This window comes from Dialister sp. i34-0019-2H8, assembly GCF_042846925.1.
Taxonomy (GTDB): domain Bacteria; phylum Bacillota; class Negativicutes; order Veillonellales; family Dialisteraceae; genus Dialister.
On record NZ_BAABYQ010000001.1, the window covers coordinates 666201 to 684128 of the forward strand.

11 protein-coding genes and 1 other RNA gene are annotated in these 17928 nt (G+C 50.9%); 11 read left to right on the top strand and 1 reads right to left on the bottom strand.

The window, feature by feature from the left end:
• Positions 1-90: 90 nt before the first annotated feature.
• Positions 91-744, top strand: coding sequence for a Flp family type IVb pilin (locus ACGG9R_RS02710; protein ID WP_022105413.1), 654 nt, complete (start codon positions 91-93; stop codon positions 742-744).
• A gap of 424 nt (positions 745-1168) precedes the next feature.
• On the opposite strand, the gene ACGG9R_RS02715 is transcribed toward ACGG9R_RS02710, so the two are convergent.
• Entirely contained in the window at positions 1169-2392 is a 1224-nt protein-coding gene (locus ACGG9R_RS02715) for an IS30 family transposase (RefSeq protein WP_390151147.1), read from the bottom strand.
• Between the two features lie 222 nt (positions 2393-2614).
• Here ACGG9R_RS02715 and ACGG9R_RS02720 point away from each other — a divergent pair, with 222 nt between their 5' ends.
• From ACGG9R_RS02720 to ACGG9R_RS02765, 10 genes are all read left to right on the top strand, one after another.
• On the top strand, positions 2615-4222 hold the full coding sequence (locus ACGG9R_RS02720; RefSeq protein WP_390151150.1) for a peptide chain release factor 3: 1608 nt from the start codon (positions 2615-2617) through the stop codon (positions 4220-4222).
• Between the two features lie 1189 nt (positions 4223-5411).
• A complete protein-coding gene (locus tag ACGG9R_RS02725; protein WP_390151153.1) occupies positions 5412-6764 on the top strand; it encodes a TadE/TadG family type IV pilus assembly protein in 1353 nt (450 codons plus the stop codon).
• A gap of 504 nt (positions 6765-7268) precedes the next feature.
• Positions 7269-8825 (top strand): Ppx/GppA phosphatase family protein, encoded by a 1557-nt coding sequence (locus tag ACGG9R_RS02730; RefSeq protein WP_390151155.1) that lies wholly within the window; start codon positions 7269-7271, stop codon positions 8823-8825.
• 8 nt (positions 8826-8833) lie between these two features.
• Entirely contained in the window at positions 8834-11002 is a 2169-nt protein-coding gene (gene ppk1, locus ACGG9R_RS02735; protein WP_390155052.1) for a polyphosphate kinase 1, read from the top strand.
• 770 nt (positions 11003-11772) lie between these two features.
• Entirely contained in the window at positions 11773-12750 is a 978-nt protein-coding gene (locus ACGG9R_RS02740) for a 3D domain-containing protein (RefSeq protein WP_390151158.1), read from the top strand.
• Between the two features lie 1273 nt (positions 12751-14023).
• Positions 14024-14458: a signal peptidase II gene (gene lspA / locus ACGG9R_RS02745; protein ID WP_022106381.1), complete on the top strand. Its 435-nt coding sequence runs from the start codon at positions 14024-14026 to the stop codon at positions 14456-14458.
• Positions 14455-15381 (top strand): RluA family pseudouridine synthase, encoded by a 927-nt coding sequence (locus ACGG9R_RS02750; protein ID WP_390151161.1) that lies wholly within the window; start codon positions 14455-14457, stop codon positions 15379-15381. Before lspA ends, ACGG9R_RS02750 begins: the two co-directional genes overlap by 4 nt.
• Before the next feature lie 299 nt (positions 15382-15680).
• The gene (locus ACGG9R_RS02755) at positions 15681-16637 is read left to right on the top strand and encodes a P1 family peptidase (protein WP_390151164.1); all 957 of its coding nucleotides are present in this window, start codon (positions 15681-15683) and stop codon (positions 16635-16637) included.
• Positions 16638-16980: 343 nt separating this feature from the next.
• Positions 16981-17326, top strand: a transfer-messenger RNA (tmRNA) gene (gene ssrA / locus ACGG9R_RS02760).
• A gap of 192 nt (positions 17327-17518) precedes the next feature.
• Complete coding sequence (locus tag ACGG9R_RS02765; protein ID WP_390151167.1) at positions 17519-17833, top strand: thioredoxin family protein; 315 nt, start codon at positions 17519-17521, stop codon at positions 17831-17833.
• The last annotated feature ends 95 nt before the right edge of the window (positions 17834-17928 follow it).

A 17928-nucleotide genomic window follows, 5' to 3' on the forward strand; every position in this document is an offset into this window, starting at 1 on the left:
GCCTCTTATTATCTCCTTGTAGCTCTCTTGAAAAGATGGGAAAATGAAACTCTGGAACTTATTATACGAGAAAGAGGACTGGTAAGAGATATGGGACAGAAGGGGAACAACTTTGTGGAGTATGCCCTCATGCTGGCTCTGGTGGTCGGGATCGGATGGGGCCTTTTGGGGTCTTACGGAGACGGGATCCCCGGGATCTTTGGCTCCGCCGCAGAGCTTCTTCAAGCGGGAGGCAAAAGTGATGAGGATGGAAAGCCGAATACGGAGCAGAAGGTCTATGACCGTCATATGAAGTGGCTGCAGGATACGCTTCTTGCACTCACCCAAAAAGAGACGGGCGCTGGGTTCCAGTCATTTGTCGACTATATGGGTGGAACGAATGGAAACTATTTCGATCAAAGAAAAGGCCCGGAGTTTACGACGACGAATGGGCTGATCGATAGTGACAGTCTGTCGCCCTTTGTGAGCCAGATTGATTCCAGTGCGCTCGAAAATGACAGCTGGGCGATGGTCGGTTATAAGGAAAAAGACCAGCTGTACTATGCGGTCGCCATTTACAGCCCGGATAAGAATAAGGGGACGAAATTGACCGATCAGACGGTGGGGACGAAGGTCACGACGGATGTGTATCGGGTGAATCCTACTACGGGTGACATTATTCGACTCGATAGCAGCGTACAGATGCAGGTGGCAGAGAAGAAACGAAAGAATGGAACTACATATCGTGTTCTTCGTGATCTGTAATGAGAAGTACAGAGAGAAACGCACAGGCTTTTCCGCCTGTGCGTTTTTGTGCGTAAAATCTCATAGTGACTGCAAGTCTAACTAGACCTTGCATTAAATCGAGGAATTCTGCATTTTTTGAATGAAACTGGGATTAAAAACTGCACTTTTTCAATGCTTTTTGTCCTATTTAAGCTATTTTGGGGCACCACAAAGAAGCGTTTCTAAATCGATTTTTTTAGAAATACTGTAAAATTGCATGCAGTTAATTCGAGAAATCCTGACGCTCTTTTTCTTAAAATAACAGTGAAAACTTTGTGATACATTTGGTCAAGTTGACATTTCGCTGCCGAAATTTGTTTTTTCACTGCCGCTCCATCCAGTGCAAGGACTAAAGGCCTTGCACTGGATGGAGCGGCAGTGAAACAGACTCCCTTATAGCGTTTTAGCCCGTAATATTCAGAAGCTTAAGCAATCTTTTGCTTTGGATAACTTTGTCAGCGGGAACTTCGCGTATTTCCAGTAAATCAGCCATCTCTTTCCCGTGATATAAGCAGAATAACTGGTAAGGCGTTTTGCCGTTGTATTGCTTTCTGGCGGTGCTGTTCATGTGCGAGAATATGATGTTTAGCTGCGACTGTGTCATTTGATCGAAGCTGGTTCCTTTGGGGCAAATATCCCGCAGCAACGTATGGTTTTTCTCAACACGTGGCTTTTGGCACGATTTCATTGCATCACAGAAAAACAGATGCGTCTCTCTAGTGCCAGCGGCGTTGCACTCTATAGAGTGAATATTTGCAAATTCTCCGCCGTTATCTGTCAGGATCAGCGGGAATAGCTGGTCAAAGGGAGTTTGAGCTGCTGCAAATTTTTCATGAAGGTGTCTAAATTCCTGCGAAACCGCAAGTGCGGATTTGGAGTCAAGTAAAATGCCTACCATGAAATTACAGATGGTAAAGAGCAGCGTCAGAATGACTTTTCCGCCCTGACGGCCTATAACGGTATCCATCTCTACCCAGTTAGGTATTTCGTGAGTTTCAATGTATTGAAGGAAATCCGCGTAAGTGCGCCCTTTTTTGACAGCAGGTGGAATGTAGGGCGTTCTTTTCTTCTTGCGGGATTTAAACTTCACCTTTCTAGGAAGATCTAGGCTGGTAAATGAGAAGTAACCTTTATCTGCGTATTTGTATGCGGTGGATACGGCTATTTCTACACCGGTAGATTGAAGAGCTTGATACATATGCTGTCCGCTCTGGATGGCAGCAGAAAGCTTTGCATCCATGTCGTAAAACTCAGCTTTATTCAAAGGAATGCCTTCACGTGAATCACGAAGCATGTTCCTGTATTGCTCATGTGCTTTGCGTGAAACGTAAAGATAACGCTTTAATCGACAGCTGTGGCGCTTCTTGCAGGCGTTACAAACGTAGGGCGGCCTTTCGAGCTTAGGGCAAGATTCATTAATGACGTTATTCTGTTCATCGTAATTAGTGAACCTATTGGCTACAAGGGTTCGATGTTTACGGACTTCGCGTGAGATCGTGCAGGCATCTTTGCCAAGTGCTGCGGCGATGGTCTGGAAAGTGGTAGCGTTTTGTAACATTATCTCGAGAATGCTTCGATCATCCTGGGTAAGGTGTTTGTACCTTTTATTGCCTTTGTTGACAATCATTTGAATGCAACCTCCTTCATGCGCAAGATTTCTCTATCTAAAGTCTAGCAAAAGGTGGTTCTACATGTAAGTGCTACTTTTACTGCTAATCCGGCACTTACTTTGAGAATTAACGGTGCGTTTTTGTGTAGAGGAATGCCGCTTTCGCTTTCCTTTTCTTCTACGAACTGTCATACAAATATGCTATAATGAAGCGATGTATATTTTTGATTGAGGTGCAATATGACTGACTTAGAAGAAATCAAACGCCGCCGGACGTTTGCGATCATTTCCCACCCGGATGCCGGCAAGACGACATTGACGGAAAAATTACTGCTTTACGGGGGTGCGATCCATCTCGCAGGCTCCGTCAAGGCGAGGAAGACGGCGCGCTATGCGGTGTCTGACTGGATGGAAATCGAAAAACAGCGCGGGATCTCTGTCACGAGCTCGGTGCTGCAGTTCGACTACCAGGGCTGCCGCATCAATATCCTGGATACCCCGGGGCATGCGGACTTTTCGGAGGATACCTACCGCACGCTGATGGCCGTCGACTCGGCGGTCATGGTCATCGATGTGGCAAAGGGTGTCGAAGCGCAGACGAAGAAGCTCTTCAAGGTCTGCTCGGATCGCGGGATCCCGATCTTCACCTTCGTGAATAAGATCGACCATTTCGGTAAGAATCCGTTCGATCTGATGGCGGACATTGAAGATGTGCTTGGCATCCGTTCCTGTCCGATGAACTGGCCGATCGGTGTGAACGGTGACTACACGGGCATCTATGACCGTGAGACGGAGATGTGCCATATCTTCATCAAGGACAATGCCCATGGCGTGAAGAAGCTGGAAGTGATCTCCGGCAAGATCGATGACGAAGCCATCGTTTCTCAGGTCGGGCAGGAAGTTTTGGATGCGCTCCGTGATGACTTGGAGCTTCTTGATGAAGCGGGCGATCCCTTCGATGCGGAAAAAGTCGCCAAAGGGGAGCTGACACCGATGTTCTTCGGGTCGGCTATGACGAATTTCGGCGTACAGCCATTTCTGGAGAAATACCTCGAGCTTGCGCCGCCGCCGGAAGCGAGAAAGACGCTGGAAGGCACCATCGAGCCGGAAGATCCGGCGTTCTCCGGTTTCATTTTCAAGATCCAGGCAAATATGGACCCGAAGCATCATGACCGTGTCGCTTTCATGCGTATCTGCTCGGGCGTCTTCGAGAAAGGCATCACCGTCCTGCATCGCCAGAGCGGCAAGATGCTCCGTCTCTCCCAGCCGCAGCAGTTCCTCGCGACGGAAAGACAGACGGTCGAGAAAGCCTACCCGGGCGACATCATCGGTCTTTTCGATACCGGTGAGCTCGGTGTCGGCGATACCGTCTGCGAGAAGAAGCATCCGGTCACCTTCATTGATTTCCCGGTATTCCCGCCGGAGCTTTTTGCCCGCCTGTCTCCGGAAAGCAGCATGAAGAGAAAGCAGTTCCTGAATGGTGTCTCCCAGCTCGCGCAGGAAGGGGCGATCCAGGTCTACAAGCAGCCTTACGTCATGGAGTCTTTCATCATCGGCGCTGTCGGCCAGCTGCAGTTCGAAGTCATGAAGTACCGGCTGGAAAATGAATATAATGTCCATGTGAATCTGGAGCCTCTCTCCTACACCGCAGCCCGCTGGACCGAGGGCGATGTCCCGCCGGAAGAGCTTATTGGCATCGACAATGCGATGGTCGTCTATGACCGCCGCGAGCGTCCTGTCTACCTCCTGCCGAATGCATGGCAGGCCGGCTGGCTCGCCCAGAGAAATCCGAAAGTCACCTTCCTTGAAAGCCCGCCGCTCGGCGTAGCGAGACTGGAAGGGAATTAAATGAGGAATTAGGAATTAAGCATGAAGGTGGCGCTTCGCCGCTGAGCAGGAATCGCCTTCCCCATTGGGGAAGGGGGACCGCGTCAGCGGTGGATAGGGTGCTTTCGTAAATCGTCGACTTGAGACGCATTTCTCCATCCTCTTTCATACCGCCTGTGCCCTATCCGCCCCTTTGGGGCACCTTCCCCTCGAGGGGAAGGCTGACGATACGAGGAAAACCTGTGATCAACAGACCTTCGGGCATCGCCCCATAAATATTTGCGGCGAAGCCTTAGGCGGAGCGACGCTCCGCGTCGATTTTTGTAAACGGCGATGCCCGCATTCCGCGCGCTAGTCGCCAGTTACTTTGATCAATGAAAACGTCCGCCATCTGGCGGGCGTTTTTGCGTGTGACTAGGAAATTAGAAATGAGAAATTAGAAATGAGAAATGGTGGAGCGGCGCAACAGATAAGGACGCGCCGCGGAGTGAGAAATGGGCGATGACCGCACTTTGCGTGCCGGTCACTGTCCTTAGCCACCAGTCACTCTGATCAATGAAAACGTCCGCTATCCGGCGGGCGTTTTTGCATGCGGCTTTTCATTTCAAATTTCTAGGGAGATTATGGTATACTAATGGCGAATATGGTTTTTCGTGACTGGTAACTGGTGGCTGGCATTGCGTATTTCGATGAAGAGGACTTTCAATCGACATACAAATGCAGTCAGAATGAGCGTCGTAGCCCCCTCTCCCCGAAGGGGAGAGGGGGCTACGTAGCGGTATTGCATGAAAGTGTTGAAATATCGATAGCATCGGACTATTCAACATAGCACGCTATACCGCTAGCATGCCCCATCTCGCTTTTCTCGAAATGGCGTCTCACTGGATTTTAGCGTCGCTACGCTCCTAAAAATCCAGTTCGCTTGCACATATTGCCTTCGGTACTTCCCCCGAAGGGGGAAGCAAGAGGCTGCGTAGCTAACGATTTCCTTAACTTAATAGCATTACTCCATCGGGGAGCCAAGATATTCCACCACTTCTCATTAAGTCCAGAAGTTAACAAATCGCTATACCAGTGGCTGGAATTGTATCTCGGAAATAGCTGTCATTATATAACTTCGTGGCGCTTTTGCTTTTGCGCGCCGCCCCATCATTCCTCACTCTTCATTTCGCATTTTTCATTTCTTATTGCTTCGCTATGAGGTGATACTATGACTTTTTTGAATCGACTGCTTTCCCGCATCAAGAATGAGCGCGGAGCGTACATGGTATTTTTTGCGATATTGATTCCGATCCTCTTCGGCTGCGCGGGGCTCGCGGTGGACCTTGGGAATGGCTTTGCCCGTCACGCGCGCCTGCAGAAGGCGGCAGATGCAGCGGCTCTGGCTGGTGCCGCTGCTTTTGCTATGAATCAAGAGACTGTCGATAGTCATCCAAAGGCAGATGCGCAGGCGGAAACTTATGCGAAAGTGAATTGGGGGAATGGGAGAGCATCATTCCAAAAGCTGCCCCAGGCGAAGACGGTGGATGGTGTATCGTATTATCGCGTCCTTCTTCAGGAGTCGATACCTACGACATTTATCAAATTTGTGGGCATTAAAGAAGACCTATTCAATATTGAGGCAGAAGCGGTGGCAGTGATTCCGACGAAATCGAATGAGCAATCGAATGAGCAGTTGAAATTCGATAGCCTGGCTTCTTTTAGCGGGAGCATGTCCGGAACATTTAACAATAATAATGGTACGGATGGTCAAATGACGGAATGGGGTTGGGTCAATGGCAATAACAATCCGATAGCTTCGACTTATGATGGGCATGTGGTTTGCTATAATCAGGATTTTTATAATGCCAATTACAATAAGCCGGAATTCCAAAAGTTCTTTACCAAAGAAGCTAGAAATTTGCCAAGAAATGATGCCGTTCAAAAAGGCCTTTATAGCCCTATGGAGAAGGGTAATGAGAGTGATTTTACGGCGTTTTGTCAAAAGTCTAATGAGGCTATTGAAAAAATGTTTTCGGATTCTGCCAATTATTTTACGCCGCCTAAAGGAGAGCAGAATTATTCTTTGCCGAATGGCGATTACAATGGAACGCAGTCCAATAGAATTCTTCTAACCGGGGAACCGGGGGTCGGAAATTTTTCGCTGAATCTTAAAAATCTGGGTGGAAATCAAAATGAGCCTGTTTATGTTTATCTCAAAGGCGTTTTTGTCTTAGTGAATATCAATTTGCAAGAGGATATCAAGCGCCCCATTATTTTTTGCCTTCCGGAAAAGAATCCCTGGTGGCCGACTGAAATCCATTTTAATGGAAATGGTCACGATTTTCGTGGCGTATTGTATACGCCATATGCAAACAATACGCCGCTCAATTTTGAAAATGGAACATTCAGAGGTACTATTTTAACGCATGACTTAATGCTTCAGTCTAACCATGGTTCGTTTGTTTTCGAAGAGTTTGGATTCCCTACGGACGGTTCTGGTTCAAGTGGCGGAACCGGCAGCGGAAGCTCCTCGTCGCAGAAACTTCGTCTGGTAGATGGTAGTAAGCTCTCGTGGCAGTGAGGCCTTAACTGATATATTTTGGTATTGTCGCTTGAGGTACTGTGATAAACAAGTACGATTTTGAGAAAAATGAAATTCCAAAGAGGGAAGTCCTGACGGGCTTCTCTCTTTTTTACTGCTGTTGCCCTACATCACGTCATTATACAGGATCTTTTGATCCTACGCTTTTTCCATACCATACTATCAGAATTTCCTTTAACAGAAAGCCTATCCTTGCCGCCGACGTTCCGGCGGTTCATGGTATAATTATAAAGGGGAACTTTGCCAGTCTTTTACCTGCTTTTTACGCAGATGGGCTAGGATAGAGATGTGTCCAATACGTACAACCCATTGTCATGAAACATATGGCGAGACAAAAGGGGCAGAAGTGAGAGGCGCGGGAGCGGCACATAAAAAAGAAGACGCCGCACCACCATTTCACACTTCACATTTTTCGCGTTGCTCTGCCCTGCATGGCGTTTGAACGCTTATATCGCATATTCATTTATAAAAGGAGGGCCACTTATGTCGGAACAAAAGCCGCTCATTTACGGTATCATTCACATCGGCTCGTCGAATCTGTCTCTTCGCATCGTGGAGTACAAGAATGTTAATGAAGTCCGTGTCATCGAGTCCGTGAGGAAGGATACGAACTTTGGGGAAGAGGTATTCAATCATAAGAATCTGTCTTTCGCTTCGATCCGGAAGCTCTGCCGCATGCTGAATGGCTTGAAGCAGCTGCTGTCGGATTATCAGGTGAAGGTATATGCGGCGTATGCGACGGCGGTTTTCCGTGAGGCGGATAACTGCCGCTCGATCCTGGATCTGATCCGTGTCAAGACGGGATTCAATGTGCAGGTCGTGGACATGCCGCAGGAGATCTATTTTAAGCATTTCGGCCTTTCCTACCAGCTGAAGCAGTATAACCGGGCGGCGAATGAGCGTCTGGGGAAGAATTTCCTCTTCGTCGACATCACGTCGGGCTGCGTGGGGCTGACGGTGTGGGAGAAGGGCTCGCTCTGCTACCAGCACAATGTACACATCGGGACGCTGCGGCTTTTGGAGACGTTCACGACGAACCAGCGCGAGTCGCGCTATTTCCCGGAAGCGCTGGCGGAGTACATCCATGCGATCATGGAGCCGCTCTGGGTATCGATCAGAAAGTATGACATCGATACGGTCGTTCTCTCGGGACGCGAGGCGAGGATCGTCGCGATGCTCTTGCACCATGACCTTGATCGGCGGGATATCGCAGAGGTGAAGCCTCAGGAATTCGGCAAGGTGTATGACGAGGTGGGAAAATTCTCTACTTCGATGATCATGCAGAAGTATCACATCAGTGAGGCATGGGCGCTCACTGTCTCGCCGACGCTGCATATTTATCAGGAGATCCTGAATGCGATCCCCGTGAAGCATGTAGTCATGATGGGGATGACCTTCGTGCGCTCGGCATCGCTCTTCTATGGGGCGCAGAAGACGAATGATCCGGCACTTGCGTACATGCGCGCGCAGAATCTGGAGCTGACGCGCTCGATCGCGGCAGACTATTACTATGAACCGGTGCATGCGAAGGCGATGGAGCTCTACAGCAAAGTGATCGTTCAGGCCTTTGACCGCGGAAATGGGCTCAATGACCGTGATGAATTCCTGCTTCGCATGGCGATCATCCTGTACCAGATCGGGAAGTATGTGAATCTTCTGGGCTCGTCCATGCAGGCGTGGAATATGGTTCGCGGGACGGATATTTTCGGGATCTCCGACCGAGAGAAAGATATCGTGGCGTGCATCGTCTACTATGATCACAAGGGGATCCCGAATGATGACGATGAGCCATTCCGTATCCTGTCGGATGAGTCGAAGATGACGGCGCTGAAGCTGATAGCCATCTTCCGTCTGGTCCGTGCGATGGATATGTCGAGGAAGCAGAAGCTGAAAGATCTTTCGGCCCATATCTCGGGGGATGCACTTGTCATCGAGTATGAGTCGAGTGAGGATACGGCTTTGGAGACATGGCTGTTTAATAAAGAAAAAACAATGTTTGAAACGGTATTTGGCATGGAAGCCAAATTGGAGCGGAGGTAACTATGGACATGCAGGATAGACATCAGCATTATTATCTGAACCGCGAGCTGTCGTGGCTGCAGTTCAATCGCCGCGTACTGCAGGAAGCAGTGGATCCGAACAATCCCCTGCTGGAAAAATTGAAATTCCTGGCGATCACGAGTTCGAATCTGGATGAATTCTTCATGATCCGCGTGGCGGGGCTGAGGCACCAGAAGGAAAATGGCGTGAAGCGCCGTGACATCGCCCATATGACACCGGAGGAGCAGCTCGAGCAGATCTCCGACACCTGCCAGAAGCTCGTCGCGCGCCAGTACCGTTTCCTTCATATGATCCTGTCCGAGCTTCGCACGGAAGGGCTCTACTTCATCCATCCGGAAGATGCGACAGAAGCGCAGAAGAAATGGATGGAGGACTATTTCGAGCGGCAGGTATTCCCAGTCGTCACGCCGATGGCCGTCGACTCCTCGCATCCGTTCCCGTTCCTCGCTTCGAAGAGCCTCAATATTGCGATGCTGCTCGAAAGGAATGAGCGTGACCTTTCGCTGGATGAGGAAAATGATATCGATGTGAAGACAGCGATCGTGCCAGTGCCATCGCTGCTCCCTCGTATCGTCCGCCTGCCGGATGATCCGGAAAAGAAGGGACGCCACGACTTCGTCCTCTTGGAGCAGGTCATCCGTCACTTTGCTTCCCGTTTCTTCATCGGCTACGACCTCTTGGAAGCACATCCTTTCCGCATCACACGTGACGCGGATCTTGCCATCGATGAAGAAGATGCACAGGATCTCGTCGTCGAGGTGGAGCGCCAGCTGAAAAAACGCCAGCGCGGGGAGGCCGTGCGTATCGAATTCGAAGCAGGCACCAGCCGCTTCATGCAGCGCTTCATGACGCAGGAGATGCACCTCGCGAAGGAGGATCTGTATGAGATCGACGGACCGCTCGATATGACGATGTTCTTTTCCTTCTGCGGCATCAAGGGCTACGACCGTCTCCGCTATCCGGAAGCGCATCCGCATCGCCCCTGGTCCATGATCCAACTCGAAAAGGATGGTCGAAAGAATATTTTCGAGATGATCCGTGAGAAAGATCTCCTCGTGCATCTGCCCTATGAATCTTTTGAAGACTCTGTCGTCAATTTCGTCGCTTCTGCTGCGGCTGACCCCGATGTCCTTGCCATCAAGCAGACCCTGTACCGCGTGGCTTCCTCCTCGCCGATCATTCAGGCGCTCGAAAAAGCAGCGCAGAACGGCAAGCAGGTCACTGTCCTCATGGAAGTCAAGGCACGCTTTGATGAAGCGAATAACATCCTGATGGCTCGCCGCCTTGAAAAAGCAGGCGCACATGTCATCTATGGCCTTGTCGGGCTCAAGACGCACTCGAAGTGTACGCTCGTCATCCGTCGCGAAAAGGACGGCATCCGCCGCTACGTCCATGTCGCGACCGGCAATTACAATGCATCCACAGCCAAGCTCTATACGGATCTCGGCGTATTCACCTGCAATGACCAGTTCGGCAGCGATGCTTCTGCCTTCTTCAATCTGCTCTCCGGCTACTCTGACCCGCCGCTGTGGGACTCCTTCATCGTCGCGCCGATCAATCTCCGCCAGCGCTGCATGGAGCTCATCGACCGCGAGATCGCCTTCGCCAAGCAGGGCGAGCAGGCACACATGGTCGCCAAGATGAATTCCCTCCTCGATAAGGAGATCATAGATAAGCTCTACGAAGCCTCTCAGGCAGGCGTCAGGATCGAGCTCATCATCCGCGGCATCTGCGTACTCATCCCGGGCATCCCCGGCGTCAGCGACAACATCACCGTCAGAAGCCTTGTCGGCCGCTTCCTGGAGCACAGCCGTGTCTTCTGGTTCGCCAATGGCGGTCGTGAAGAGCTGTATATCGGCAGTGCGGACTGGATGCCAAGAAACCTCAATGACCGCGTCGAACTCATGATCCCTGTGCGTGACGCCGATCTCTGCCATCGTCTGAAGACCATGGTCAATATGGAGCTCGCGGACAATCAGAAAGCGCACATCATGCAGTCTGATGGCATGTGGAAAAAGGAGATCGCACCTGCTGATAAAGTGGGCGCCCAGGCTGAATTCCAGCGTATCGCAGAGAAGCGTGACCGCGAAGATGAAATGACCCTCGCGCAGAAAATGGAACCCTACATGCCTGTCTTTGGAAAAAAAGAAAAGTAAATCATGCTAAGGAAAAGCCGAAGCGAATGCTTCGGCTTTTTTGCGTGGCTGGTGACTAGTGGCTGGTGACTAGTGACTGGTGACTAGTGACTGGTGACTAGTGACTGGTGACTAGTGACTGGTGACTGGTGACTGGTGGCTAGTGACTAGCGGCTAAAGGCTAAGAGCCTAAGAGACGGCAGACTCTCTCGTATTGTCATTTCGAGCGAAGCGAGAAATCTTTGTCATTCGCAAGCGATCAAGGAATGGCACGTTCCATGAGCTTTGATTCTCTATTATCCACTTTTCCTTCTGCCATCTTCTCTTTTTGGGAAAGAATTGTAAATTTCAAGGATTTTGGCGGGCGAATTTCCCACTTTACGAAAAAATGAGAAGAACGAAAGGTCAAAGATGGGACAAAGTTGGGCTATCTCGGATGAGAGATGAAGTCGGCTCGGGGTTGACAATCGGGCGGGGGTCGAAATGCATAAAATGCGAAAGAAACGATAACATGGGAGATAGACTGATTCATAATTCGTTAATAATTCTCAAATGTCTATTGGGGAAATACAAGATTGACAATTTGATTGATGAATATTATTCGATAATATCAGATAAAAATCGTGATATGACAAAAAGCGAGACAAAGAATAGTGTGCGATGTATATTGGAGAATATGCAAGAAATATTCGATAAATACGGAATAAATGCGGGCTTCTATTATTGTCAACATCGGAAAAATTGACAAAAAGTCTCTCTATGGTAGAATAGCGGCCATAGGAGATGCATTTATGAAACCTTCAACGATGAACAAAGCGAAAAAAGTATTAGTATGTATATTGACGGCGGCTGCCTTGGGAAGTCAGGTGGATCTTGCGGCAGCATCTTTAGATTTTCTGGGTGGCAGTCACGCGAAGACAGTGACCGTATATGATGGGGATCACAAGCAGGTCATTTCTACGGCAGCCTCCAATTTCAAGAATGTATTAAGCGACCTCCATGTATCACTGAAGGCGTATGACACATTCTGGACAAGCACAAAGGACGTCACGGACGGCGCAGTCATCGTGGTGGAGCGGGCGGTGCCTGTTTCCATCATCGCGAATGGCAAGAAAAAGGTCGTCTATACGACGCAGCAGACGGTGCAGGGCGTGGTGAATGATGCGGGCTTCGACTGGAAGAAGATGATGCCGATCGAAGACGGTCTGATGCAGGTGAAGGAAGGCATGCAGATCCACGTCGTTCCGTATACTGCGAGGAAGGTCTTCCGCAAGGAGGCGATGCCGATCCACTATAATAAATGGTATGATGGTAGCCTCGGGGAGGATCAGGAGGTCGTCGTCCAGGAGGGGATCCCCGGCGAACGGGAAGTGGAGATCGATGAATTCATCTCCGGCGGCAAGGTCGTGAAGACGGTCATCGCTCATGCCAAGGTTCTCTCTGATGGCACGCCGGGCATTATGAAGACCGGTAAAGCAGAAGGGACGATGGGCTGGGTCGCCAATATGCATGCGAGCGCATATCATCCGAGCGATGGAGGCGGCAGCGGCATCACTGCGACCGGTACACAGGCCGGTCACGGCACGGTGGCGGTCGATCCTTCCGTCATCCCACTCGGTACGAATGTATTCATCCCGAACTATGGTCATGCTGTCGCAGCAGATACCGGCGGTGCGATCGTCGGTAACCGCATCGACCTCTGCATGGAGTCTTTCGAAGACTGCTATAACTTCGGCAGACAGAATATCGAAGTGTTTGTGAATTATTAAGGGTTCGAGGTTCAGGGGTGTGGTGCGGCGCATAAAAATATAGAAGCGCCGCAATGTATAAATGGGGCGATGCCCGAAGGTAGTATTTCAGTCACTAGTCACCAGTCACTAGTCACTCGGCGCTCCTAATCCCTAATCCCTAGCTACTCAACTCTGTGTTCAGGGTTCAGGGGTGTGGTGCGGCGCATAACCATATAGAAGCGCCGCGGAGTATAAATAGTGGCGATGTCCGAAGGCAGCATTTCAGTGACCTTCAGGCATCGCCTTTTCTATTTTCCAGCGAAGCCGCTACCACAACCCCGAAGTGTGAAAGCAGGGATGAGTAGCCAGGGATTAGTGACTGGAGACTAGGAGACTAGAAGACATCAGACTTTCGCACCTCTTTGCCTTCCCCATCGGGGAAGGGGGACCGCGTCAGCGGTGGATAGGGTGCTCTCGTAAATTGTCGACTTGAGACGATCTTTCCCGCTCTCTTTCATACCGCTAGAACCCTATCCGGCTCGCTTCGCTCGCCACCTTCCCCACGCGGGGAAGGCTTTGTTTCTGGGATAGCGGTATTCTCGTTTCGTAGCCTTCCCCATTGGGGAAGGGGGACCGCGTCAGCGGTGGATAGGGTGCTTTCGTAAATCGTCGACTTGAGACGCTCCTTTTTCACTCCGCTCTGCGTCGCCCAACCTCCGCCCTGCGGGCACCTCCTTCCAAAGGAAGGAGGGATTGATACACTCGAAAAGCCCCACATTCTCGCCCCTTCCTCTGGAAGGGGCTGTCGAGCGTAGCGAGACGGGGTTGGCTCCCCCGTATGTTGGAAATGCGTTTCCCCCGTATCGCTGCTCCCACCACTTTCAGGCATCGCCCTATATATATTCGCGGCGAAGCCGCCACCTTCATTCCTCATTCGAGCAGAGCTTCCATCCAAAGTCAAGGGGCGCCCCGCCCACGTAATGCTATTAAGTTAAGCGGAAGAACGTTCTTGGCTCCCCATCGGGGGAGCTGCCCGAAGGGCTGAGGGGGCTACGTAGCGGTATTGCATGAAAGTGTTGGAATATCGATAGCATCGGACTATTCAACATAGCACGTTATACCGCTAGCATGCCCCTATTGCCTTCGGCACTTCCCCCAAAGGGGGAAGCAAGACGTTACGGAGCTAACGATTTCCTTAACTTAATAGCATTGCCCGCCCACGGGCTAACCCCGCCCCGTTCCCACAAAAAAACTCCCTACTGCGCGCACCCTCTCTCTCATGCTATAATAAAGCAATATATAGGAGGATACTATGCTGACAGTTTATATAGCTTTATTCGTGACCGTGCTTGACCAGCTGGTGAAATGGATCGTCCAGCAGCACATGGTCTGGGGAGAATCGATCCCGCTCATTTCCGGGGTATTTCATCTGACCTACATCATCAATCCCGGTGCGGCCTTCGGCATTCTGGCGTATCAGAGATGGTTTTTCCTTGCGATCGTCATCCTGCTCTTTGGTGCGTTCTTCTTTTTCCGGAAACGCATCCCGAAAGAGCCCCGCTATTTTTCCGCCGCGATCGGTATGCTGCTCGGAGGGGCTTTGGGAAATGCCATCGACCGCGTGCGTATCAGCGGCGTGGTGGACTTCTTCGATTTCCGCATCTGGCCGATCTTCAATGTGGCAGACATTTTCATCTGTGTCGGTGTGGCACTGATCGTATTTTATTTTTGGAGACATGAAGCATGAGTGAGAAAATTTACGTTGTGACCGAGCAAGAAGCAGGACAGCGTCTTGACCAGTTCCTGAAAGAGGCCTCCGGGCTCACCCGTTCTGAAGTGCAGAAATGGATCAAAGACGGCCGTGCGCTGCTCGCAGATGGCAAGATGATCCGTCCGAATTACCATGTGCAGACAGGCGATCAGATCTCCTTCTCCTGGGAAGAGAAGAAGGAGATCGCGCTCATTCCGCAGGATATACCGCTTGATATCCTCTACGAAGATGAACACATGCTGGTCATCAATAAAGCGCGCGGCATGGTCGTGCATCCCGGCTCGGGCAATCCGGATGGCACACTGGTGAATGCACTCCTCTTCCATGTCGGTCCTTCGCTTTTTGAGGCCTGCGAGGATCCCATACGTCCGGGCATTGTACACCGCCTTGACAAGGATACCTCAGGCGTCATGGTCGTCGCGAAGTCGAAGGAAGCCTTCCCTGTGCTGAAGGAAGAGATCGCGACACATGAAGCGGAGCGTCACTACGTCGCTCTCGTCCATGGGCAGATGGAAGGAAATACGGGCGTCATCCGTTTCCCCCTGGGGCGCAGTACGAAGGATCGCATGAAATGGGACGTACAGCCTAAGACCGGCAAGCATGCCGTCACCCATTTCCGTGTACTTGAATTCATGCCGCATTACTCATGGATCGAGTGCAAGCTGGAAACCGGACGTACCCACCAGATCCGCGTCCACATGGCACACATCCGCCATCCCGTCGTAAATGACCCGCTCTATGGCTGGAAAAAAGACCATTTCCCTATCGAAGGGCAGGCACTCCATTCGTGGACACTCGATATTCGCCACCCTGTGACGGGCAAGGCCCTGCACTTCGAAGCGCCGATCCCTGCTGATCTTGCGCTCTGCCTTCAGATGGCAAGAAAAGGGGAAATGTAAAGAAACACTGATTAAAGTTAGGAGTGAGGAGTTAGGAGTGAGGGGTGAAGGTACGGCGCATAAAATTAGGAAGCGCCGAGGAGTTTTATGTAAATAACAAACAAATTGTTTTATATAATGAGGGGGTATTGGGGCACTATATGAATTGTGTGCCCCCTTCCCGCACTTCACACTTCTAACTAAGTCCAGACGTTGACAAATCGTAATACTAAAATCCCTAATCCCTAACCACCAGTCACAAGTCCCTAGTCACTAGTCCCTAGTCACTTATTTCCCCGAAAGCCGAAAGGAGAATTTCTATGATCACACGTACCATATCTGTCCCGGGATTTCGCATCGGCACGGCGCAAGACCGTGTGGGTCTTACGGGCGTGACCGTCATTCTGGCGCCTGAAGGGGGTGCGACCGCAGGGGGCGATGTACGCGGCTGCGCACCGGGGACACGGGAGACGGATCTTCTCTCTCCGGAGAAAACGGTGCAGCAGATTCACGCCGTGGTCCTTTCCGGCGGCTCTGCCTTTGGCCTGGAAGCCGACAGCGGCGTCATGAATGCTCTCGCAGAAGACGGTGTCGGATTTCCCGTAGGGCCGGTGTCTGTACCGATCGTCTGCGGCGCGGTGCTCTTCGACCTTTTGATAGGTGATCCGAAAGCCCATCCCGATCTTGCCATGGGATACGAGGCGGCGAAGCGGGCGGATGTGACATTTCCCGTCGGCTGCTACGGTGCAGGGACAGGCGCGACGGTCGGCAAGCTCAAGGGTGCAGAGCATGCCATGAAGAGTGGCGCCGGCTATGCTGAGATCTCCCTCGAAAGCGGACTCTGCGTCGGGGCCTACATGGCTGTCAATGCGTGCGGCGAAGTGTACGACAAAGAGACCACGCTCGCCGGTATTCTTTCCGATGATGAGAAAACCATCCTTTCTTCGCACGACTTCATGCTCAACGGATTTGAACGTATCCTTGGCGGCAATACTTCCATCGGTTGCGTCGTAACGAATGCGAAGCTCACCAAGGCGGAATGCAAGGCGGTGAGCGGTATGGCACACGATGGCTTCGCCAGATCCATCCGCCCCGTCCACACCACGATGGATGGGGATACCGTCTTCACCATGGCATCCGGAGAGATCGCCGCGCCTGTCGATACGGTGGGCTATCTAGCAGAAGAAGCCATCCGCCTTGCCGTCCTTGATGCGGTCAAGAGTGCGGAATCCATGGGCGCTCGCCCTGCGTATGCGGATATCACGCGCGGGGAGTAGAGCGTGCGCCTTAAGGAAACACTGATTAAATCTGACAACGATTTAATCAGCGTTAGCCCGTGGGGCGGGGTGCCCTTTGATTGCGTTTGAAAGCCTCGCTTGAATGAGAAATTAGAAATGAGAAATGCGAAATGGTGGTGCGGCGCATAAGACTATAGAAGCGCCGCGGAGTATAAATAATGGCAATGCCCGAAGATGGTATTTAGTCACCAGTCACTAGTCACCAGTTACTTGCGGCTCCTAATCCCTAGTCCCTCATCCCTGCTTTCAAACTTCCTTATTTCCCCACGGGCGGCTAAATTGACATTTTCCTTCTTATCGCATACAATAGATAAGTACCTTTGGGGATGTACCGGTTTCGACAGGAGATTCTGGGACATAAACAGCGAGTCGGGATCCCACCTGCCCGTTAAACGGTGGAAAAACCTAAACGCAAAATGTGATTTTGCTTTAGCAGCCTAATCTGCTAATGTCCCCTGCGGTTTTCCTATGACCGCAGGCTGACATCAACCAATAGGATAGAGCGGAAGGATGCTTGGGACTTTCGTTTCGAAAACAATTCCGAGATCGGCAAAGGCAGTTTGTTCCTGTACGATACTTTGCTTAAATCTTAAAACAGTGAACTGCACTCGGAGAGGTTTATGGGACAGGCTTTTTGGACAGGGGTTCGACTCCCCTCATCTCCACCAGCAAGTGATGGATCGCAGCGATGCGATCCTTTTTTATTGCCGCTTTGGCTTTTCAATGAATATTATTTTTCCATTTTCGGGCATGTGGGGAGCAACACGAATCCATCTATGATGATTATATTGACATGTATCGATATCCATGATAGAATACACATAGAGAACAATCGATATTCCAGAAAGGAGGAATGAACCATGATTCAAATGATCACAGGTACTAAAAATTTTGATCAGGTGCTCGCAAAGGGCGATATGATCGCCGGCTTCAGCGCACCATGGTGTGGCTACTGCCGCCGCCTGCAGCCGATGATCGTGAAGCTGTCGGAGGAGATCGACATCCCGATCTACGGCGTGAATATTGATGAGGATGAAGCACTGGCAGAGCGCTATCACATCGAGACGATCCCGGATATCGTGTATTTCAAGGACGGCAAGCCGGTGGACAGCATCATCGGCTATGGCAATGTAGGGTATCCGGAGCTCAAGGCGTTCGTGGAGAAGAATCGGTGATAGCGGCTCTACGATAGATATCAGCTATAGTGAGCGGCACAGGCGAGCGCAGCGAGTCGGGCTGTGAATGAAAGCTCTGCTCGCATGAGGAATGA

Excerpts from the sequence above, each read along its gene's own strand:
- ACGG9R_RS02755 (WP_390151164.1), top strand. The coding sequence starts at position 15,681 with ATGATCACACGTACCATATCTGTCCCGGGATTTCGCATCGGCACGGCG.
- ACGG9R_RS02715 (WP_390151147.1), bottom strand. The coding sequence starts at position 2,392 with ATGATTGTCAACAAAGGCAATAAAAGGTACAAACACCTTACCCAGGAT.
- ACGG9R_RS02740 (WP_390151158.1), top strand. The coding sequence starts at position 11,773 with ATGAAACCTTCAACGATGAACAAAGCGAAAAAAGTATTAGTATGTATA.
- ACGG9R_RS02765 (WP_390151167.1), top strand. The coding sequence starts at position 17,519 with ATGATTCAAATGATCACAGGTACTAAAAATTTTGATCAGGTGCTCGCA.
- ppk1 (WP_390155052.1), top strand. The coding sequence starts at position 8,834 with ATGCAGGATAGACATCAGCATTATTATCTGAACCGCGAGCTGTCGTGG.
- ACGG9R_RS02710 (WP_022105413.1), top strand. The coding sequence starts at position 91 with ATGGGACAGAAGGGGAACAACTTTGTGGAGTATGCCCTCATGCTGGCT.
- ACGG9R_RS02725 (WP_390151153.1), top strand. The coding sequence starts at position 5,412 with ATGACTTTTTTGAATCGACTGCTTTCCCGCATCAAGAATGAGCGCGGA.
- lspA (WP_022106381.1), top strand. The coding sequence starts at position 14,024 with ATGCTGACAGTTTATATAGCTTTATTCGTGACCGTGCTTGACCAGCTG.
- ACGG9R_RS02730 (WP_390151155.1), top strand. The coding sequence starts at position 7,269 with ATGTCGGAACAAAAGCCGCTCATTTACGGTATCATTCACATCGGCTCG.
- ACGG9R_RS02750 (WP_390151161.1), top strand. The coding sequence starts at position 14,455 with ATGAGTGAGAAAATTTACGTTGTGACCGAGCAAGAAGCAGGACAGCGT.
- ACGG9R_RS02720 (WP_390151150.1), top strand. The coding sequence starts at position 2,615 with ATGACTGACTTAGAAGAAATCAAACGCCGCCGGACGTTTGCGATCATT.